The organism is Pedobacter steynii (genome assembly GCF_900103665.1).
In the GTDB taxonomy this organism is placed as follows: Bacteria; Bacteroidota; Bacteroidia; order Sphingobacteriales; family Sphingobacteriaceae; genus Pedobacter; species Pedobacter steynii.
Genome location: NZ_FNGY01000003.1, coordinates 887,732 through 909,311, shown reverse-complemented (window position 1 = coordinate 909,311; position 21,580 = coordinate 887,732). Strand labels below are relative to the sequence as shown.

General features: G+C 41.1%; 15 protein-coding genes. 5 read left to right on the top strand and 10 right to left on the bottom strand.

Features of this window, described 5'->3' with window-relative positions; translation table 11 throughout:
* Nucleotide 1: 1 nt before the first annotated feature.
* The 3 genes from BLQ87_RS11975 to BLQ87_RS11965 all read right to left on the bottom strand — a co-directional run bounded on the left by BLQ87_RS11975 (nt 2) and on the right by BLQ87_RS11965 (nt 2,601).
* Nucleotides 2–406, bottom strand: coding sequence for a hypothetical protein (locus BLQ87_RS11975; RefSeq protein ID WP_074606767.1), 405 nt, complete (start codon nt 404–406; stop codon nt 2–4).
* The gene (gene lat / locus BLQ87_RS11970; protein ID WP_074606765.1) at nt 406–1,737 is read right to left on the bottom strand and encodes an L-lysine 6-transaminase; all 1,332 of its coding nucleotides are present in this window, start codon (nt 1,735–1,737) and stop codon (nt 406–408) included. The genes BLQ87_RS11975 and lat overlap by 1 nt, the downstream gene beginning before the upstream one ends.
* 219 nt (nt 1,738–1,956) lie before the next feature.
* Nucleotides 1,957–2,601 carry a phosphatase PAP2 family protein gene (locus BLQ87_RS11965; protein WP_074606763.1) on the bottom strand — a complete coding sequence of 215 codons (645 nt, stop codon included), beginning with the start codon at nt 2,599–2,601 and terminating at the stop codon, nt 1,957–1,959.
* Nucleotides 2,602–2,747: 146 nt separating this feature from the next.
* Between BLQ87_RS11965 and BLQ87_RS11960 the strand changes: the two genes are divergently transcribed.
* A complete protein-coding gene (locus BLQ87_RS11960) occupies nt 2,748–4,427 on the top strand; it encodes a PNGase F N-terminal domain-containing protein (RefSeq protein ID WP_074606993.1) in 1,680 nt (559 codons plus the stop codon).
* Nucleotides 4,428–4,531: 104 nt separating this feature from the next.
* Here BLQ87_RS11960 and BLQ87_RS11955 read toward each other — a convergent pair whose 3' ends face one another.
* The 5 genes from BLQ87_RS11955 to BLQ87_RS11935 all read right to left on the bottom strand — a co-directional run bounded on the left by BLQ87_RS11955 (nt 4,532) and on the right by BLQ87_RS11935 (nt 13,438).
* Entirely contained in the window at nt 4,532–6,109 is a 1,578-nt protein-coding gene (locus BLQ87_RS11955) for a discoidin domain-containing protein (RefSeq protein WP_074606761.1), read from the bottom strand.
* A 198-nt stretch (nt 6,110–6,307) separates the two neighbouring features.
* Nucleotides 6,308–7,963: a RagB/SusD family nutrient uptake outer membrane protein gene (locus BLQ87_RS11950; RefSeq protein WP_074606759.1), complete on the bottom strand. Its 1,656-nt coding sequence runs from the start codon at nt 7,961–7,963 to the stop codon at nt 6,308–6,310.
* Nucleotides 7,964–7,985: 22 nt separating this feature from the next.
* Nucleotides 7,986–11,372: a TonB-dependent receptor gene (locus BLQ87_RS11945; RefSeq protein ID WP_074606757.1), complete on the bottom strand. Its 3,387-nt coding sequence runs from the start codon at nt 11,370–11,372 to the stop codon at nt 7,986–7,988.
* Nucleotides 11,373–11,582: 210 nt separating this feature from the next.
* Complete coding sequence (locus BLQ87_RS11940) at nt 11,583–12,749, bottom strand: FecR family protein (RefSeq protein WP_074606755.1); 1,167 nt, start codon at nt 12,747–12,749, stop codon at nt 11,583–11,585.
* Between the two features lie 98 nt (nt 12,750–12,847).
* Nucleotides 12,848–13,438: an RNA polymerase sigma-70 factor gene (locus tag BLQ87_RS11935; RefSeq protein ID WP_074606753.1), complete on the bottom strand. Its 591-nt coding sequence runs from the start codon at nt 13,436–13,438 to the stop codon at nt 12,848–12,850.
* Between the two features lie 233 nt (nt 13,439–13,671).
* Here BLQ87_RS11935 and BLQ87_RS11930 point away from each other — a divergent pair, with 233 nt between their 5' ends.
* The 3 genes from BLQ87_RS11930 to BLQ87_RS11920 all read left to right on the top strand — a co-directional run bounded on the left by BLQ87_RS11930 (nt 13,672) and on the right by BLQ87_RS11920 (nt 17,527).
* Nucleotides 13,672–15,474, top strand: a complete 1,803-nt coding sequence (locus tag BLQ87_RS11930) for a serine hydrolase (protein WP_074606751.1) — start codon at nt 13,672–13,674, stop codon at nt 15,472–15,474.
* Between the two features lie 12 nt (nt 15,475–15,486).
* Entirely contained in the window at nt 15,487–15,894 is a 408-nt protein-coding gene (locus tag BLQ87_RS11925) for a hypothetical protein (protein WP_074606748.1), read from the top strand.
* Nucleotides 15,895–16,201: 307 nt separating this feature from the next.
* On the top strand, nt 16,202–17,527 hold the full coding sequence (locus BLQ87_RS11920; protein WP_074606746.1) for a hypothetical protein: 1,326 nt from the start codon (nt 16,202–16,204) through the stop codon (nt 17,525–17,527).
* Nucleotides 17,528–17,667: 140 nt separating this feature from the next.
* On the opposite strand, the gene BLQ87_RS11915 is transcribed toward BLQ87_RS11920, so the two are convergent.
* The gene (locus BLQ87_RS11915; protein WP_074606744.1) at nt 17,668–18,363 is read right to left on the bottom strand and encodes an alpha/beta hydrolase; all 696 of its coding nucleotides are present in this window, start codon (nt 18,361–18,363) and stop codon (nt 17,668–17,670) included.
* Nucleotides 18,364–18,830: 467 nt separating this feature from the next.
* Between BLQ87_RS11915 and BLQ87_RS11905 the strand changes: the two genes are divergently transcribed.
* The gene (locus BLQ87_RS11905; RefSeq protein ID WP_074606742.1) at nt 18,831–19,847 is read left to right on the top strand and encodes an Rpn family recombination-promoting nuclease/putative transposase; all 1,017 of its coding nucleotides are present in this window, start codon (nt 18,831–18,833) and stop codon (nt 19,845–19,847) included.
* Nucleotides 19,848–19,940: 93 nt separating this feature from the next.
* Here BLQ87_RS11905 and BLQ87_RS11900 read toward each other — a convergent pair whose 3' ends face one another.
* Nucleotides 19,941–21,560 (bottom strand): IPT/TIG domain-containing protein, encoded by a 1,620-nt coding sequence (locus BLQ87_RS11900; protein ID WP_074606740.1) that lies wholly within the window; start codon nt 21,558–21,560, stop codon nt 19,941–19,943.
* Nucleotides 21,561–21,580: the final 20 nt, after the last annotated feature.

The window sequence follows — 21,580 nt, the reverse complement described above, 5'->3', positions numbered from 1 at the left end:
CCTATTTAAAAGGATATTTGGTAATGCTTGTATTGCCCATTGCACTTTTTTCGTAAAGGGCAATACAAGCATTGTTAAATGAAGGATCGAAGTTTTCTTTTCCCGGGCCTAGCTGATTCGGAACCGGACTGCCTTTAATGAAAAAATACACCTTGGTATTTCCACCTTTATGATGGGGTTTGAAATTACCGTAAGTCTCCATTTCAGACCAGAGCGTATCTTTTAGGGTTATCGCAAATACATGCTGTATTGGTCCGGTATTGTTGTCGTTGCGATAATGGGCCACTTCTGTGAATTCCCCTTTCAGGTCCTCAATCCCCGGTTGGGTAAAAGTGCCTTTCATCATCCAGATCAGCAATAGTATCACCAGTATGCCAAGAAAAATATTAAACTTCTTTTGACCCATTATAACGCAGGTAAGATTTTTTCCATTACGGCCAATCCTTCATCGATATGTTTTTTCTCAATACAAAGTGCCGGTCTGAAACGAATGGTCTGGTTTCCACAACCTAAGAACATTACATTCTGCTCCATTCCTTTTTGAATAAAGGCATTACGCATGTCTTTATTTGGGAAGTCAAACGCACAAAGCAAACCTCTTCCTCTTACATTGCTGATTTTATCATGTTTCTGCGCAAGTTGCTCCAGGTTTTCTTTTAGATACTGGCCTACGGTTGTTGCATTGTCACATAGATTATCGTCATGAAGGATCTGTAAGATCTGCGTAGAACGAACCATATCTACCAGGTTACCACCCCATGTAGAATTGATTCTGGAAGGAACCCTGAATACATTGCCCTCTACCTGATCTACCTTATCGCCAACCAGAATTCCACATACCTGCATTTTTTTACCAAAAGCAACGATGTCAGGACGCGCTTTTTCGCTGTAATGTTGGTGACACCAGAATTTACCGGTAAGGCCTACACCAGTTTGAACCTCATCATAAATTAAAAAGGCATCATTTTCATCCGCAAGCGTTTTTAGCTGAATTAAAAACTCTTCACGCAAATGGTTGTCACCACCTTCAGACTGAATCGGCTCCACAATAATGGCACAGATTTCATCTTTATTATCAGCAAAAGCCTGTTTGATCTGAGCAATAGAGGCTTCTTCAGTATCAATTGCTTTTTTTAAATTCTCATCTTGTAAAGGAAATTTAACCGTTGGTACTGAAACTCTCGGCCAGTCGAATTTCGCAAACCACTTCGTTTTATCAGGAAGGGTATTGGTTAAACTTAAGGTGTATCCTGTTCTGCCATGAAAAGCTTTTTCAAAATGCAGTACTTTAAATCCTTTTTCTTCTTTAATCCCTTTCGCAAAATTCTTCTGAACTTTCCAGTCCATCGCTACTTTAATGGCGTTTTCAACAGCCAATGCCCCGCCTGCAATAAAAAAAGCATGAGGAAGGTAAGAGGGAATTCCAACTTTAGAGAACGTATCTACAAACTGGGCATATTGTTGTGTGTAAACATCAGAATTAGAAGGGTTCGACATGGCCGCCAGTAAAAGGCTCTTTTTGAAGGCTTCGTCATTGACCATTTTCGGATGGTTGTATCCCAATGGAACAGACGCAAAACAAGTAAAGAAATCCAGTAAGTTCCGCTTATACTTCGAGTCGTAAATATAAGCCCCCTGGCTTTTTTCCATATCATAGGTAAGGTCAAAACCATCGGCTAAAATGTGTTTGCTTAAAGTTTCATTTACCTGCTCGGGAGCTACAGTTAGTTGATACATAAAATCTATATTTTGGTGTAACCAAATGTAACAAAAAGTGCCAAATTAACAAATGCGGGCACTATTTGGACTTGAAAACTCAAAAAGTAGGTTTAAACTGTTTAAAGTATGATTTTAGTCAAAAATAAATTTTAAGCTCACAAATGTTAGTAATTTTCGGCACACGATTCAGACAGATTTCTCGGAAAACCTGCTGAAAACACCAGGATGATTTTGAATTTAACCAGGTTGCTCAGGCTTTACCCTTAAATAATAATAGCTGTTAACAAACAACAATAACCCACCTAATAAACTTCCACCAAGTACATCCGTAAACCAATGGGCACCCTGATATACCCTGGAGATTGGAATGAGTAAAATCAGCAAAACACAAAGCGTAATCATCACTGTTCTTAAAATGAAGGGTATGGTTTTGACATGGCACATGATCACAATTAAAAATCCAAAAAAGACAACATAGAAATTTACATGTCCACTGGGGAAACTCTGTTGTACGGTTTTCTCAAGAACATGTACCAAAGGTGCGGCTGGCCTGGGCCGATCTATAAGAATCTTGACAACGGTACTCGCGACACCTGCAAATAAAGTGCTGAGGGTAAATAAAGCTTCTCTCTTTAATTTAAAAACGAAAAACAGCAAGGCAGTCAGCAGTACCATGATGAGGGAATAAGGCATCACGCCAATAAAACTGATAAACCTCATAAATGGGTTCAGGGACGGGCTTTGATAACTTTGGATTGCAATGGAAAAATTCTTATCCAGGGAAGATAAGGGCATGTAAGCGATAAAGGCGGTTAACAGGATAAAGCCCAACAGCCCGGAAATCAACAGATAGGTTAAGATCAGTTTTCTTTGTTTATTCATTTTATAGTTAATATGATCAATTTGATTTCAAAATACATAGATAACGCTGATTTAAACGATTTAATGCCAAAATAATAAATGATTTTCCAGAAAATCTGGATTTTATTATCAGTATATCTTTAGCGCAAATGTTAACTTTACCCTCCATGAAAATCTTACTAACCGGATGTGTCTTATTCTTTATGAGCACATCATTATTTGCACAAAAGAACGGGGATCTTTCCCAGGCTGTCGTTACTTATAAATTTCGTAACAATGGAAAAGATACAGGAGGAGAACTGAAGTTATTTACGAAGGGAACACAAGCACGTATTGCCAGGAAAGGCGTACAGACGGAAGAGCAGTTTCTGCAGTTTAAAGAAGCGGCAACCTACCAGGTCCTAACCAGCAATGGCCTTTCTTATAGCCTTAAAAAACCATTTTCAGACTATGTGAAGGCCGAACTGCTTCCAGGTATAGATACCATCGCTGGCATTCCCTGTAAAAAAGCAAAACTTTTTATCCGTTCCAACACCATCGAGATATGGTATAACACCGATTTAAAGATCAAAGGAACACCCACGATCTCTATTGCTCCTGAAATGGGACTTGTGTTAAAAGTGATCCGTAACGGAAATTCTGAAACCATAGCTACCAATATAGAATACCGGACAATAACCCCGGAAGAGCTTAAATGGCCTTCAAAATGGGGAAACCTGTTGGATGAACCTGCTTACCAGCGTCAGATCATCGAAAGCCGGTATCAGACCATCCGGATTTTCAATGATGAACAGATTCACTTTGGCCGGAAAATAGAAAACCCAGCCGGGGAGCAGGCCAATGTCACCTATCATTTTGCCGGTGGTACCCTGATCCTTAAAAAAGTGAAGCTACCTGAAACTTCAGCCGGACAAAACCTGTTTGCCGAATTGATACAACATTCTAACGGAGATGCATACGACCGTACGGGCTCTGTATTTATGATCCCGCTAGATCGGAAAGTCTCTTTTCTTCAGGCCCTTCAGAATGGCTTACAAGTACTTCCTGTATACGAGGGGAAAAACGGGAAGAAATATCAGGGGGTAACTGCCACGGATCAATACCTCCCGCCACTGGAACTGATGCGTTTTTTTACCTCTTTCGGAGCCGGACATTTTAACGAACAAGCCAAAATACAGGGATACAACTGGGCAGATTCGGTAGTGTACAAACAAGATATTACGGCATTATTGCCAAGCTTACAAGGCGAAGTATGGATCGGGGTTTTTATTGGGAACTATGATAAAGGTGGCCATAAAGCGAGCCTGAATTTTAAATACTATCCAGGAGATGGGGGAGCGGATAAAAATCTTAAAAAGACCTGGATGATGCCAGCCTTTAATACCACCAATCTGATGGAGATGGCAGGGCAGGAGTATGGGACAATGTTCGATAAGGATTCCCTAACCGTAGCAGTGGATGTGCCTCCAGGGATTAAAAACCTTCGCTTAAGGTACCTGACTACCGGACATGGAGGCTGGGGTAACGGGGATGAATTTGTACCTAAGCAAAATGAGATTTTTGTAGATGGAAAAAGGGTTTATCATTTTATCCCATGGAGGGAAGATTGTGCGACGTATCGCACGTTAAATCCTGCATCAGGTAATTTTGGCAATGGCCTGTCTTCTTCAGATCTGAGCCGCTCTAACTGGTGCCCGGGTACGATTACCCTCCCGGTAGAAATCCCTCTGCCAGAGCTGAAGGAAGGAAAACATACGATAAAGGTGGCTATCCCGCTGGGTAAACCGGAAGGAACGAGCTTTAGCGCATGGAATGTTTCCGGTGTGCTGATCGGAGAGCGGGAATAGACTGGAAACCTATCGCTTTTTATCATAAAAGGTTGGATTTCAAACTGCGAAAGCAGGATGAAGCCCAACCTTTTTTATTAATCTTCTATTTCTGAAGGATAATCTTAATCTTTATAAGTGCCTACCTCGCTGAGTGCTGCGAATTGTGCACCGTCATAAGAGGATTTCATGTTTAATTTAAAGTACTTGAAATTTTTAACGGTTGATAAAATGATATCCTGCGGAGTGGTTGTATCAAGTAAGGTAAAATCACCAAGACTGGTCCAGCTGGAACCATTATTACTGGTTAGAATTTCAAGAAGTTTTACTTTTCTGGAATCTCTCTGTCTGAAGGTAAACCTGTTCACGTCTTTGCGTGCTCCCATATTAATGACCAGGTAATGCGGGTAACTGGCAGCACTGGAAGACCAGCGGGAATGCCAGGAAGTATTTACTGCATCGTCAATTACATTGACAGCTGCCCCATTTTCACTTGCAGTTTCCTGCGAGCTGAAAGAAGTAATGCTCCATGTCGATTTATTGTAAACTGGCTTGTCGCCAAAATTGATAACCGGAACATCATTGGCAAAGGAATAGTCAGTTGCATAAGTACTGATACTGCCATTTTCATGGACATAACGTATCGTAAATTCATAATTGGTATTTCCTTTATCCCTGAAGTCTGAAACGGGCATGCTGACATAAAAGCTATCCGTTCCAACCGGCTTTGCAGCAAAGGTTACGGAGTTGTATCCACCGTTATCATTTCCTTTATTTCTGTGATAAAAGGCAACATCCTTCACCGCTTTGGTGGAGGTGAATTTTCCCGAAACAATGATGTTTCCGTTTTGATACTTTGCGAAAAGCTTTTTAAGCTGGAATCCCGGATCTGAATACCAATCTGATCTGGTTACGGTGCTGAAAGTCTGGCCATTGGCAAGGATCGCTGCATCTGCAGGAGAAAGATAAGTAGGTGATTTGCCAAGAGTACCGTTCCCGTAACCCATCAGGGGTGTACCGTGCAAAATATTTTGAGATTGAGCACCACCATTATGTGGAAGGTTGATGCCATGTCCCAGCTCATGCGCAAATCCACCAATCCATTTAGTCGAGAATTTGTCATCTGGTTTACCCAGGTTTAGGGTATCCAGGCCAGTGTAATCCAGTGCGAAACACCAGCGGCCGATTCCATAAAACGGCCCACCGCTAGGATCACCATTTGAACCGTAGGTATAAGTAGGCATAATTACCAGAATATGGTCGCTGGTTTTTTCTGCCGGATGTGTTGAATAATAAGCGTTAACCTCTGTCATCACTGCCCCGGCCCCTCCTTCGTAAGGATATTGCGCTTTAGGTTGTGCCCCTCTGATAACGGCCATCTTTAATTTCCCCTGCGCGTCAACAGGCAACCCAATCGTTTTATTGGCATATCCCCATTGGTTCATCCATTTGGAAATAAAATTTTGGGTATAGACCATTACTCCATTTATCCGTTGTTGATAACCTGGAACAGTGTCTAAATCTGAAGGGATAAAGTAAACGACATTGAGGTTGTTTAAGCCGGCTTGTGGGCCATCTCCGGTGCCAGCTTTTGCATTTTGCCGGATTTGTCCGTTAGCCGGGACTTCTACTGCTCTTTTACAGCTAAAAGTCATCATTGTTGCCACCGCAATTAAAATGGCTGGTAATAGGTTTTTTTTCATGGTTGTTGGTTTAAATTTATAGTTGATGATTAGTTTTTAATTTAATAGGACCTACATAGAAAAAAATGGGAATCGGATTTAAAGAAACCGGACATCGTATTTTTGATGCCCGGTTTGAGAGACCGTTAAAAGGCGACCAAACCTTTTGCGTATCTCATGTTGCCCGGGTGCTAACCAAATCACCCTGATGGCAGGAGCTTAGTAACCAGTGTTTTGTGTCAGGACTCCTTTTGAAAGGTCAATTTCTGTCTGGGGAACTGGCATAAGATATAATTTATCGGCCCATGTTCTAACCTGTACCTGGGTGTTTTTAATGTTGTTAATTGTCTTCATGACCTGAGGGGCTATTTTCCAGCGACGGATATCCAGATAACGATTTCCTTCAACTGCCAGCTCAATACGACGCTCATTGCGGATTAATGTCCTCAATGAAGCCTGACTGCTATATTCAGTCCGGTCTACCGGAAGCATTCCTGCACGGGTTCTGATGGCGTCCAGTGCATCATATACTTCAGATGAAGGTCCGGAAAGCTCATTCTTAGCTTCAGCAAAAGTTAACAGGATTTCTGCATAACGGATCAGGATCACATTGGCATGGTTATCTACACGGTCTCTGTAAATTTTAGGGTCCACCAGCTTACGGAAATTATATCCTGTCTTTGACATATTGGAAGCACCCTCAGTCCAGATAAATTTATAATCATCTTCTATCGCATTCCATGGTGCATTTTCAAATAAAACAGTCGCGTAAAAACGTGGATCACGGTTTTTATATTCGTTCTCAAAAGCAGGGTTTTTAGCGGTATACCAGGCTGCACGTTGAGCAGGATCAACGGGGCTTACCGCTTTCCCTGTTTTATAACTTTCATAACTGTTTACCAGCTCCTGAGTAGGAGTAACTGAACTCCATCCTCCGATATCGCCGGGAAGAAGATAAGTGTTCAAAAAGTTCGCATCTTTCTGATCAATCTGCTGGCGATCCAGGATCACCTCCATATTACCCTCATTTGCTTTATGGAATAAAGCCTCATAACTGCGTAATCCAAGGCGGAATTTTTTCTCATCGTCTGCATTGGCAAAAGTTACCCAATGGCTGTAATCATCTTTGACATCAATGGCTTGTTCTTCGCTTACTTTAAATAAGCTATAGCCCAATCCCATTACCTGCGTGGCGGCATCTGCTGCCAGTTGCCATTGATTTTCACTTAAATGAACTCTGGCTTTGAGTGCCAGTGCTGCCCCTTTTGTAATTCTTCCTTTCTCATTTGGTTTCCCTCCTGCATAAGTCTGAGGTAGGATCAGGGCAACAGCACTCAGCTCATCCGTTACAAATTTCAGGACTTCTGCTTTCGGGCTTTTTTTAATGTTTTCTTCCCCAAGTTTAAGCACCGTAGTGAAAAAAGGGACATCCCCAAAATTGCTGGCCATATTAAAGTAAAACAGCGCCCTCAAAAAGCGGACCTCCGCTTTATAACGTTCCAGTAATGCCGGATCCATATTGACCACCTTATCTGCATTTGCCAGAAAATAATTGGCACGGCGAATGTTACCAAATCCCCAGCCAGCATTCGTAACCGAAGTAATTGTTCCGGCAGATACATCAGTTGCTGAACTTTCCCATGGGTATTGGGCGTAGGCATTGTCTGAAGCTCCGTCATCATAGATAATTCCATCGCCCGGTAACTGATTATAAACTGCATTTACTGCCTGATATACATCGTTGGAGTTTTTCCAGAATGTTGCCTCAGATAATTGGTCCAGTGGGGGTCTTTCTAAGAAGTCTTTTTTACAAGAGCTGAGTGTTGCCGAAAGTAACAGCCCGGAAAGTATAAATATTGATATTTTCGTTTTCATGTTATTCAATTTAAATTGTGGATTAGAAACCTGCGCTTAAACCAATTGACCAGGTTTTAACACCAGGATAACTACCTCTTCCAGATGCTGATTCAGGATCAAAATCACCCATACGCTTATCTGCCATAATGGTAAATGGATTATTTGTAGTTCCATATATCCTAAGTTTCGACAGACCGATTTTTTTAACCGTGTTTTGAGGAATGGTATAGCCCAATGTGATGCCTCTTACGCGGAAATAGGCCCCGCTGAATAACCAGAAAGAGGAAGTTGGGGTATAATTATGTGTACCATCTCCTGTACGCAGGATTCTTGGAAAATCTGCATTCGGGTTCGGGTTTTCTTTTGTCCAGCGGTTTAACCATTGTTCTTTAACATTGGCACCGTTGAAGAAAGGATAGCCTGCTTCTTCCGATAAATACGTCTTTACTTTAGCCACACCATAGGTAATCACACTCAGGTCAAAACCTTTATAACTGGCATTAAGGTTAAAGCCATAATTTAACCACGGTACATCATTCCCGATTACTTTACGGTCTGCAGCATCAATCTTATTGTCGCCATTCAAATCTTTATATTTGATGTCTCCGGCCTTGGTTGAATTGGTTTGGAAGGCATGGCCTGCCACATCATTGGCATCCACAAAAAGGCCTTCGGCTTCATAACCATAAAAGGAGCCTATGGATTCTCCTACCTTTTGAATAAATCTGCCGTCAAAATTTTCTCTGTTGTCTTCCCCAAGTTTGGTAATCTCACTTTTGATCACGGAGATATTACCGCCAATGCTATAGGTGAAATCGCTCCCTATTTTATGATTATGTGTAATGGCAAGCTCAAAACCTTTGTTTCTGGTCGAAGCTCCGTTGGAAAGCGGAAGATCACCTGTGCCTACCCCAATACTGGAAACCCTCGGAATCCTCATTAAAAGGTCTTTGGTGTTTTTAACGTAATAATCTGTAGTGATGTCTAACTTACCTTTAAATAAACTGATGTCCATTCCCAGGTCGGTCATGTATACTTTTTCCCATTTGGTACGGTCGTTGGAGATTTTTTGTTGATAAACCCCGCCCTGAGGTGCTTCTTCAAAACTGTATTGATAACCGGTGTTAAGCAGGTCAAAATAATTCCCGATCGGTACCACATCCTGATTTCCCAGTGATCCATAAGAACCACGAATTTTCAGCATATTCAGCCAGCTTATGTTTTTCATGAATTCTTCTTTCGTTAAGTTCCAACCGGCAGAGAAAGATGGGAATACAGCCCGGCGGACATCATCTTTGAACCTGGATGAATAGTCAATACGGGTGTTGACTTCAAGAAGGTATTTTTCGTCAAAAGTATAATTGAACCTTCCAAATATAGAACGCATTGCCCATTCACTTTGATTACTTCTGTTTGCCTGGCCGTCGCTATCAGAGTTAATGTCTTCAGGATTTGTAGAGCCACTTACGATAGTAGTCATGTCATTGTTAGGGAAATTCTTGCGGCCTACCAAGGCAGTTCTGTTTACATTGCTCTCCTGAGATGATCCCACAGTTAGCTTGCCATAATGTTTGCCGAAAGTACGCTCGTAATCAATAGTTCCCTGTACCAACAATTCTTTTCTTTTACTCCAGTATTCCAGGGCATCATTCTGTATCCTCTGAGTAGAAAGTATAGGAGCGCCTGTTAAGAAATTATTGATTGGCATCAATGTATTATTGAAAGACCAGGAGTTTCCGTTTGTAAATTTCAGGGATACCAATCCATTAATGGAAAGTCCTTTCAATGGGGTTAGACTAGCATTTGCTGCGGTTTGGATATAATTGTTTCTATCCCATGCCTTTCCTCCTTCAGCAATCGCACGCGCCTGGTTTCCTGCCGCTGCCTGAGAGTTGACCTTTCCATTCTCTATCGAACCCCATTCTCCATTACTTTGACGAAAGACTGAAGTGGGTAAGGATCGATTCAAGGTAGTCCAGGTTAGATCTCCCTGACGGTCAAAGCTCTGATTGATAAACGAGAAGTTAGTCCCGAACTTCAGGATTTCCGGAACCACAACGGTTTCGGTGTTAAGTTTGGCTACAAAGCGATCCTGTTTTTTATTTGGAACGAAAGACCCCTGATTCAGATAAGAAAGCCCTAAATAACTGTTAGTTATCTTACCCGGTGCATTCACATTGAGGTTGATGTCTCTTAAAGGTGGATTTTTACGCAGTACTTCTTTATACCAATCTGTATTTGGATATAAATCAGGTTTGGAACCGTCTTTGTACCATTGAATTTGTTCAGCGGTAAATAATGGAGCTGCTCCGGCATTGGTCAGCGCTTCATTATAAAGCGTGGTATAATCCACGGAATTCACATATTTAGCAATTCTGGTAGGGGATTGCCAGCCATAATTTGCATTGAGGCCAATCGTAACCCGGTCACCGCTACCACGTTTGGTCGTTACCATAATGACCCCATTTGCGGCCCTGGATCCATAAAGTGCAGCAGAAGACGCATCTTTTAATACCGACATTCCAGAAATATCGTTGGCATTTAGGGTAGCAAATTCCTGTGAAGTAGCCGGGATTCCATCAATAATGTACATTGGAGATCCTACTGCTGCCAGACTGCTTCTACCTCTGATGCTGACGGTGGTTTGGCTGGTTGCAGATGAGCTCACATCGCCAGGACGTTGCAAAATGGTTAAACCAGGAGAAATTCCTTGTAAGGCATTCTGAATAGAAGTCACAGGTCTTTCACTAATCTGTTTAGGAGTTATAGTTGCCACGGCGCCTGTTAAACTGGCTTTCTTCTGAGTACCATAAGCTACCACGACTACCTCATCCAGATCACTAGGCTGTATTTTCATTTTAATGGTAAGCTGACTGTTTGAGCCCACACTTACTTCCTGGGTAAAATAGCCGATATAAGAAATCACTAAAATAGCGCCTTCTGGTACATTGGTCAGTTTAAACTGTCCATTGCTATCTGTTACGCCTCCGCGATCAGTTCCTTTGATCCTGATGTTTGCCCCGGGAATTCCCGATCCGTTCTCATCAAGAACCGTCCCTGTCACATCCTGTGCATTTGCTGCTGTGCTGACTTTTAGGATTTTCTGCTCTTTTTCCTTTATCACAATGGTGTTTGCCCGAATGGAATAGCTGAGTGGCTGATTTTCAAAACATTGATCCAGCGCCTCCTTTAAAGGAACATCTTTTACATCTATGGTTACCGGAAGCGCTTTGTCGATCATTTTCTGAATAAAAAAGACACTATATCCGCTTTGGGCCTCAATAGATTTTAAGACCTGTTTTAAAGAACTGTTCTTTTCGGATAAGGAGATGTTTTTCTGAGCAAAGCTGGCCGCACTTACCTGCATAAAAGCAGAAATAATTAAGAGCACTGTAAACTTTAGGGTAACGAGTAACTTATTTTTCATACAGCAGGTGCCGTATGAATTAAAAGTGTAATTTTTCATACATTTGGTTAGTTTGGGTTTCAACAACAGACATCGCATGACTTAGTCATGTGCTGTTAAGTTTGGTTGATTAAAAAATATCGATTCTTGGAATGGCAATCCCAAAACTACTACTGCCGGGAGTGGAGTCAACACTTCCGGTTTTATTTTGGGCTGCTGCTGAGTAAATGTTTATTTTACAATCTTCACCTCCCTTCCTTCTACTTCAAACTTAAACTCATTTGTGGCCTCTAAAATTTTTATAATGTCAGCAAGGTGATTTGATCTTGAAAATGAACCGCCAAAATTGATGTGCTCAAAATTTCCCTCATAGGAGACTTTGATGTCATACCATCTTGACAGTTTGCGCATTGCACTTTTAATGTCTTCATCGTTAAATATAAACCGTCCATTTTTCCAGTCCACTGCGCTTTCGGTATCTACATTCTTCACTTCAAAAGTCCTGGCATTTAAGATCGATTGTTGTCCGGGATTAAGAAAGCGGGATTGGATAGTTTGATCAGGGCCTGTTCTGTTGGTTTGGCTTATTTTGACACTACCTTCCAGTAAGGTAGTTTTTACGGCTGGTTCATCAGGATAGGCATTGATGTTAAAATGAGTACCAAAGACGCTCAGTTCCTGTCCTTCTGTGAGTACTATAAACCTTTTGTTTTTATCTTTGGAGACTTCAAAATACCCTTCTCCCGTAAGTTCAACTCTTCGTTCCGCAGCAGTAAAAACAACAGGAAAACGTAAAGATGAAGCTGCATTCAGCCATACTTTTGTTCCATCTGGCAAGTTAATCTGGTACTTTCCGCCAATCGGGGTTTCAATCTTGTTATAAACAGATTCTCCGGTTTGTAGTGCTGATTTTTTATCAGACACGGTATAAATTAACTGCCCATCTGCGGATTTTGAGAGCTGTAATCCCATCTGTTCAGCGATTTTTCCCGTGTCTGCATCGGTTAAGCTCAGTCGTTTTCCATTTGCAAGAATTAGAAAAGCCTTGTCTCCTCCTGCTTTAATCTTTGATATGGCTTGATCGGTAGCTTGGTTCGTGTTTTTTTGAGGACTAAAGAAATACAAGCCCAGATTTAAGAGGATTAATATAGACGCAGCAACCGACCACCATGGGAATCTTTTAATCAGAGGTCTTACTTCATTGGCATCAATATTTACGTTGATTTTCCCTAAAATCATCCGTTCTACTTCTTCTGCTTCGCCCATAACAGGTGTATTCCATTCCGACTTTTCTTCCTGCAATCCATCATAAAAACTAAATAACAATACCTGTTCAGCCTCAGTTGCCTCTCCATCCAGATATTTATCTATTAAATGCTTGAATTCCGCTTCTTTCACTCCTGTTATTTTTAAGTATGTACCATAATCAAGGCTGACCCCCCAAAGGAATTAGAGAAAAATAAAATATTTTCATTAACCATAAAAATTATGGTCAGCTAGTGTCTTGTGATTACCCTAAGCAGGACCACAGCCCAGAATAGGAGATCGCCCATCTGAGTGCGCAGTTTTCTTAATGCAATGGTGATCTGGTTTTCGACGGTTTTTGGAGAGATCTGAAGACGTGCAGCAATTTCTTTAACACTCAAGTGCTCTTTACGGCTCAGAATAAAAATTTCCCTGCATTTCTCTGGAAGGGTCGCAATGCTTTCCTCTAAACGCTTATCCAATTCTTTTTCATGAAGGATGTCTTCAATACTGTTTTTATCGAAGAATTCTTCTGCCTGACTTGATAAATCTATTCTGGCTTTCCCGTCACGGATGGCTTTAAATACTTGAAAACGAACTGCAGTGTGTAAATAGGCCGCTAAGTTATCAATGGCGACCTGATCCCGTTTTAACCATAATTGGGCAAAGATTTCCTGAATGATATCTTCAGCAGCATGGATATCTTTAAGGATGTGGTAAGCAGATAGGTACAGCTTCTGCCAGTATTTATGATATAAGCATTCGAAAGCAGAACGGTCCTCGTTTTGAATTGCCTTCAGAAGCTCCTCGTCAGATTGGCGTTTTTGTTTGTTTAACTGCATTTGTAACGTTCGAGTTACTAAACTAGTATATTTTTCATGAAAAAATGGGTTATTCTGTCGTGATCGTCTAAAATTAGATTTGGGCAATCGTTTTTTTAGTAACGACTCCAACGCATTTTAGTAAAAAGACTGTCGGAGCTTCGTTTAATTTATCAGGGAATAAAATCCAGAGAAAGGAATATAGTTGTAACTATCTGCTAAATTAGGTGTCACATCACTAAAACATAAACCATATGAAAAAAATATTTACCTGCTTTCTTCTTTCCTGCTTCAGTATTTGTGCAATTGCCCAGCAAAAGAATGTTACTCCGGATAGCCGGTTAGCAGATCTGGACGTCGTACTAAACAAGGTGCTGAAAGATCAAAAAGTTGCTGGCTTTGCAGTAGCGATAACAGAAGGTGATCAAATCATTTATAGTAAAGGTTTTGGTTATAGGGATGTGGAGGGTAAAAAGCCGGTTACCCCAAATACGCTTTTTGCGATAGGTTCAAGCTCAAAAGCTTTTACCTCAGCTCTGCTGGGTTTGCTGGAGAAAGATGGCAAACTCTCATTGGATGGCAAGGCAACAACTTACCTGCCACAGCTGCGGTTTTTCAATGACAACATGAACAACCAGATCACGGTTCGTGACATGATGTGTCACCGGACCGGATTGTCCCGTTATGATTATTCCTGGTATCTCTTCAATACGCTTAACAGGGACAGCATCTTGCAGCGTGTGAAGTATATGGAGCCAAACGCCGGATTAAGAGAGAAATGGCAGTATAACAATTATATGTTTCTTGCTCAGGGGATGATCGCTGAAAAGATTACCGGAAAAACCTGGGAGCAAAATATAAAAGAAAAATTCTTTATCCCATTGGAAATGACGCGTTCTAATACCAGTATCTACGATATGCAGAAAGATTCGGATGCTTCTCTGCCGTATACACTGGAAAAAGATAGTGTCATTAAAAAAATGGAATATTACGATATTTCTGGTATGGGCCCGGCAGGATCGATCAACAGCAGTGTCAATGAAATGGCGCATTGGTTACAGCTTTGGACGAGTGGTGGCCGTTATCACGGAAAAGAGATTCTTCCTTCTTCTTATATCGGACAGGCAGAAAGTGCACAAATGGTGATGTCGGGCGCTTTGCCAGGAGAGTTTAAAGATATTTATTCAGCCAGCTATGGCCTTGGATGGATGATCAGTTCTTACCGCGGATATTACCTGGTAGAACATGGTGGAAATATTGATGGCTTTTCAGCAAATGCAGCCTTCTTTCCCTCAGACGACATCGGAATCGTTGTGCTAACCAATCAGAATGGTTCCCCTGTTCCTGGCCTGGTCCGCAATACTATTGCCGATCGGATTTTTAAGCTAAACAAGATAGATTGGAATGGGGAGCAAAACAAGAAGAAAGAAGAGGCCAGGAAAAAGGAAAATGACGAAAAGCCAGAAGCAGGAGAGGAGCAGGTGTTGAATACCAAACCTTCGCATCCTGCCAGGAATTATGTGGGCTTCTATGAAAATCCTATTGCAGGTACAGTTGATGTGTCTCAAAGAGGGGACTCGTTGTTTGCTACACTGGGAAAAGAACGAATCTTTCTGAAACATTACCATTATGATGTCTTTGAAGCCAGAGATATTGATAAAAAAGGGAAAATAGATACTACAAGCAGCAATTTTAGAATGAATTTCAGCTTTGGAACGGATGGAAAAATAACAGGAGTGAGTCTTCCCATGGATGGAAAACCCCTTGTATTTGCTTTTCGTCCAAAAGCAGTCGCTTTAACTAAAGAAATGCTGGACAAATATACAGGTGATTATAATCTGGGTAAAACGGTGGTTAAAGTCTACCTCAAAGACAAGACTTTATTTGTCTCTTTGCCCGGACAACGGGATTATGAAACGACTTCTCTGGGAGCACATTCCTTTAAAGTTAATGCCTTGGCAGGATATAGCCTGAAGTTTGAACTTAACGGGGATCTGGTAGAGTCGCTGACCGTCAAACAACCAAACGGAAATTTTAAAGCAGTCCGTAAGAAATAAACGAAATCAGATATGGTTAGCGAAATAAGGCTTTTCAATTCCGGAAGGCCTTATTTTATTATTCATGAAGTCCTTGTTGAAATTTTGACGGAAGAGGGGGAGTATCCCTCAGAAGAGGATGAAGATAGCCTGAAATATTTAGTGTTTTATCTCAATAATAAATACCTCGTTGTTTTTACCAGATATCACCGCTTATTGCTAATTGAGAGAGAAACCATGAGATGTATAGGGGAGTTATTGACCGAGGGATGTTCTATTAACGCTTATGATAAATCCGGTAAACTGACAACTAATCCTGCCGGAATATTTGATTATGAAGGTGAAATTCTTGATGTTAAACTCACCAAAAGTCATGAACTCCTGATCAGGCATATCTCCGGCAGTATGAAATGGTACGAATTACCTGACTGGCTTTCCTGATTTTTTCTCTCCAAAAACAGAGGGGGTATTTCATATAAACATTAGTTTAGTATGTGTTAACTTTTGTTGATATTTAACCCCGACTACATCATTACCTCTCTGCTCCACATTTTTTGCACATCCTTTTAGGGGTATTTTGTAAATCTCATTAAACTATAAATTGCTCTTTCTGGTAATTTAAACACCACCTTTAGCTGCTTTAAAAAGGAATGTATTGCATTGATGATGTAGTCATGTAGTGGTGCTTTTTATTGTGGGAGCGGATTCCGTTTCTTAATATTATGCTAAACCAAACCTGTTGATTTTTATGAACCTAAAATTTCTAACTAAAGCAAAATTGCCTTTTATTGCCCTATTGTTCCTGGCAGCAATGTCTTCATCTTGTTCAAAACAAAAGAACGAACCCGCCACAGGAGAAGACGTTAATGGAAAGCCCGTTACTTCTCCCATTTTAACAGACCTGTTCCGAAACTCCTACCGTGTATATGAAATGCAACGGAATGCGAAAGGAATTTACAGGGATTCAAAACTATTTAACGGAACGGATTATCATCCTGCTTCGGTTGCCAACATAGGGACAGGCCTGGTATCCCTTTGCATTGCTGATAAAATGGGCTGGGTTGCAAATGGGAGCCAGCAGGTAATTACTACCTTACAGACTTTACTAGGCCAGAACGCCAGCTTTCAGCTGGATGTAAACACAGCTGGCTTTCCGAGACATTTTGTAGACATGGAAACAGGAGTCCAGGCCTGGAATTCCGAATATAGTACCATCGATGCAGCCATAATGGTCTCGGGAGCATTATTTTGTAAAAAATATTTCAGTACAAACACAACTATAGCAACGCTCGTGGACGGCCTGTATAAATCCATCAACTGGTCAAAAGCAATTGCGAACCCCGCTACCGGAGCAATCTATCTTTCACTGGATGCAAATGGCAATGGAATTGGAAATACCGCTGTTTACAATGAATATATGATTGTGGCTTATCTGGCCTTTAAATCTGAAAATGGGGTGGGGGGACCGGCAACAACCTTGTGGAATAATTTCTATGCGAATACAACAAACTTACCTAAATCAACCTATTCTGGTTTTGAGGTTTTAACAGATTATCCTGGTTCTTTTCTTTCTGATTTTATCCCTCAGTTTTGCTATTATCTATGTCATCCTTATGCCGCAAATACTCAATATATGCAATACATGAATAATGCCATGCAGGCTGATAAAAAATGGTGGACATTAACGAGTGGTATTGCTCCTTACGAATGGGGCTTAGGTGCGGGCAGCGACCCCTCAGGTTATCATGCGAACCGTATTAATGACAATGCAGGTAAGGTGGTTTCTCCGCATATCATCAGTGGCTTTATCCCCATTAACCCAACTGCAAAAGCTGACTTACTGAGTTTGTACAATGCCAACAAAGGTGTTTACACGCTTCCGGGCACCTCCCATAAAATTTTATGGAGATATAGTGTCAGTAACCCTTCCTGGAAGGCCAATGAAGTTCAGGGAATAGACTTCTCATCTATGCTTTTTGGATTGGCGACTTTACCGGAAAATTGTGGAACCGCATTTTTTAGTACTTATAATGATTATAGTTTTCCGGCCTATTCGTTTTCGCCGATTCCCTGAAGCTAAGGATGGAGAAAAGCTATGGAGCTGGTCGGTTTACGAACGCCATTTCTGAAGAATTAAAATAAATAGCGCATTATCAATCTGATCGCAGACGTTAATAGCGCTTCCGATCAGATTGTTTTTTGGCAAGAAGGAAATTATCCTTCCAGTGTTTCTGCTGCTCTTATGATCAAATCAGCGATTTCCTTTGGATGAGAAGCCATAGAAGCATGACTTGAGGATAAGCTAATGGTGTCGGCTTTCATTCTTTCTGCAAAGAAATGTTGTGTTTCGGGAGGGATCATTCTGTCGAGCTCAGACACCTGATACCAGGTCGGTAAATTTTTCCATCCCACATAGTCCGGTTTGTCTTCAAAACATTTTCCTGAAGTTGGCTTTTGTGCAAGGGCCATCACCAAAGCGTCCTCTACGGAAAGGTCATGTGCGAAATTTTCCGCAAACATGCTTTTTTCAATCCATAGAAAGCCATATTGATCGGGGCGTAATGCTGCGGCACCAGCGGGAGCAGTGGTCCTGCCCAATAGCATGCCCAGATTTTCATTTTCGTCAGGTGCAAAAGCAGCAATATAAACGAGGCCCACTATTTTGTCACTCTTTCCAGCAGCTTCAGTAATTACGGCTCCGCCATAAGAGTGTCCTACCAGAAGCGTTGGGCCATCAAAAGATTCTACGAGTCTGCGGGTTCGCTCAGTGTCGTCGGAAAGGGAAGTCAGCGGATTTTGAACTGAACCTACGGTATACCCGGCCGCAGTTAAAATTGGAATCACCTTGCGCCAGTGAGAACCATCGCCCCAGGCTCCATGTACCAGAGTAATGTTGATTTTCTTTTTCATAATTGTTGAATTTTAGGTTAACAGGAATTGGTCCAAAGTTCAGCAGAAACAAAGCCAAAAAATTAACCCCGGTTAAAATCGTTTACACGGCATCATCTTTTTCTGATCCGGCTTAAAGAAGGACCCTGAATTCCAAGATAAGAAGATATATGGTAAAGCTGAACAGTATTTAAAATTTCTGGATGGTTGTTCATCATAGTCAGGTACCGTTCTTCAGGTGTCTGAAATAAAAAACTTTCCATACGCGCTGCAGCTATTTTATTTGACATCAAGATATCAATATATTTTGGTGTCAAGACCTCTGTGGGGGGATAGATCATCTGTATTTGTAGGTTAGATAATTCAATTGAGGTAGCTTTGGTAAACACAGTTTTAAAATTTTTCAATTTAAATATTTAAGTATAATTTATATGATAATTATTTAATTTAATATTTGTTTTTGTTGCTTTTATTGTATAAGTTAGACAATGACAGTTACTACTATAACCCCCGCGACCAATCAACGATTTATTGACCCGCTTACAGATTTTGGATTTAAGCACCTTTTAGGAGCTGAACCAAATAAAGAGATTATAATTGGATTTTTGAATGCCATTTTTGCCGGACAAAAAGAAATCGTTGATTTGGTTTTTAGTCCTACGGAACATGCAGCAAGCACAAATGAGAATAAGAAAGTCTTTTTTGATTTGATGTGTACAGGAAGCGGTGGTGAACAGTTTATCATTGAAATGCAACGTATTCAGCATGGTGGCTTTCGTGAACGCTGTGTGTACTATTTGTCCAGATTAGTGAGTGAACAGCTCCCCAGAGGTGAATCTAACTGGAAAGATCAACTTAAGGAAGTGTATTTAATAGCAGTTTTGGATTTCAAGTTCAGAGATAAGGACGAGGAACGGTTTTTACATGATATTGTTTTAATGAATAAGGATACAGGTAAAGTTTTCTACGACAAGTTTGGGTTTAAATTCCTGGAATTACCTAACTTCGACAAAGAGGTAAATAAACTGTCGTCTGATTTAGATAAGTGGTTTTATATTCTTAAAAATATGAGCAGGATGGAAAAGGTACCATCGTACCTCAATCAGGGAATCTTTAAAAAATTATTTAAAATCGCAGAGGTGAGTAAACTAACAAAGGGACAACGGACACTTTATGAATCTAACTTAAAGGCAAAGTTGGATTATGATGCTAGTATTGCCTGGGCTAGTAAAGAGGCTGGGGAAAAGGCGAAAATCGAGGGTATGGCCGAAGGTCTTCAGGAGGGCAGACAGCAGGGAATAGAAGAAGGCAGGCAAGAAGGCAGGCAAGAAGGCAGGCAAGAAGGTAGGGAGCAGGGAATACAGGAAGGAAGAGACGAAGGAATACAAGAAGGTATTTATCAGCAAAAGTTGACGATGGCCCGAAAACAGAAGCAAAGAGGGGTTCCCATTGAGGAAATCGCTGAGTTAAACGACCTTTCAATTGAAGAAATCGAGAAATTGTAATCCTATAACCAGATAAATTAAAATGCGGGTGTTAAAAACGAAATGATCCTGGCCCTAACCAGGATCATTTTGTTGATTTTCAAAACTTGCTAATTAATAAGTGATTTTGACCAGCCGGTTATTTTGCTGGAGATCCAGGGAGCTGAATCCTCCTACCAGAATTGCCGCTTTTCCGTTATCTACGTTAATCACATCAAAAACCGGATTTCTAAACCTGTTGTCTGTGAATATAAACCCTCCGATGGTGTTGTTATTCGCGCTTAACTGACCTGTAGGTTCTACAACAGCAAACCCATATCTGTTAATGCCATTGAATTTTTGAAAAGAACCGGTCAGCAATATTTTGCCGTTGCCCAGCCGGCTGGCTTTGGTCACCACTCCATCTGCACCAACTCCGGTATTAAAACTTTCTTCCAGGCCACCATTTTGATTCAAGATGGCAACCTTTGAAACCGCTTTTCCATTGAAAGTGGAAAAACTACCGGAAATGAGCATCTGCCCATTTACATAGGGCTGTATGGACGTGATCAGGTCATTCGGACCAGAACCTGTACTGAAGCTTTTATCCAGTGTTCCATCTGTATTGATCCTTGCAATTCTGTTCACACTTTCTCCGTTATAACTACTAAAAGCACCTGTAACGATTGTTTTTCCATCAGCTTGCATATGGGCATCGTATATATATCCATTAAAGCTATCGTTAGCCTGATTTGCCGGTAGGTTGAAGTTGTATGTTTTATCCAGTGAACCATCAGGTTTAATTCTGGCAATGTTATTTACGACTACAGAATCGGTAATAATGGTGTCTTTTTGATTTGGATAATACCTTTTTGTCATATAATATTTAAAGGCGCCGCCTACAATAATATTGCCATCGGGTTGTACCATCATCTCCGTTACCGGGCCACTAAAGAACGCAGCGAAAGAAGGTACCGTATCTTTTTTCGGTTCGCCTGACCTGTCGATAAACGAATAAATAGTAGAATCCATGGCACCGCTGAGCGATATTTTTCCAATGTTTCCAATCCGGCCTTTTTTATTGTTGTAAGTGTTGAACTGTCCGCCAATCAGGATTTTACCATCTAAGAGGAGTGCTGCTTTGTTTAAGTTGCCGGAAGGTATCCCCTTGCCTGGCTTAAAGGACTTATCTAAAATCCCTTCAGGCGAAATAATCGCCAGCTTACTGTATCCGGAACGGATGCCTGAATTGTTGTAATCTGTGAAGTTGCCCAGGATCAGCATCCGGCCATCAGGAAGGGCTGTAATGTTATTGATGTCCTCATTTGCACCTACATAAGAGTTAAAGGCCTTGTCTATTTTGATATTTCCGTTTACCTGGAATTTTGGACCCGGTAAGATTTGCGCTCCAACCATGAAGGTGATCATTCCGCTGCTGGCCCATTCCGGTACTTTCACCTTGGCTTCTGTGTCTGATAGCGATAGTACCTCTCCCTTCTGTCCATTGAACAATACATTGAGCGTTGTTTTATATTTCAGAAATCCCGATCCGGTTAAAGTAACGGTCGAAGCGATATCTCCCTGAGCAGGGGTTGAAGCCAATGCATTGACTTTTAAATCGAGCGGAGGTTTGGCATCTCCATAAGGGTCTTTCCCAATGCTTTCATTCTTTTTGCAGGAAGTCAGGCTACAAATAAAGAGGAGGCTGACTGCAGAGAGCAATTGAACTATTTTATATTTAGAATTAAAAATCATAAGACGGTATTTTATATTGA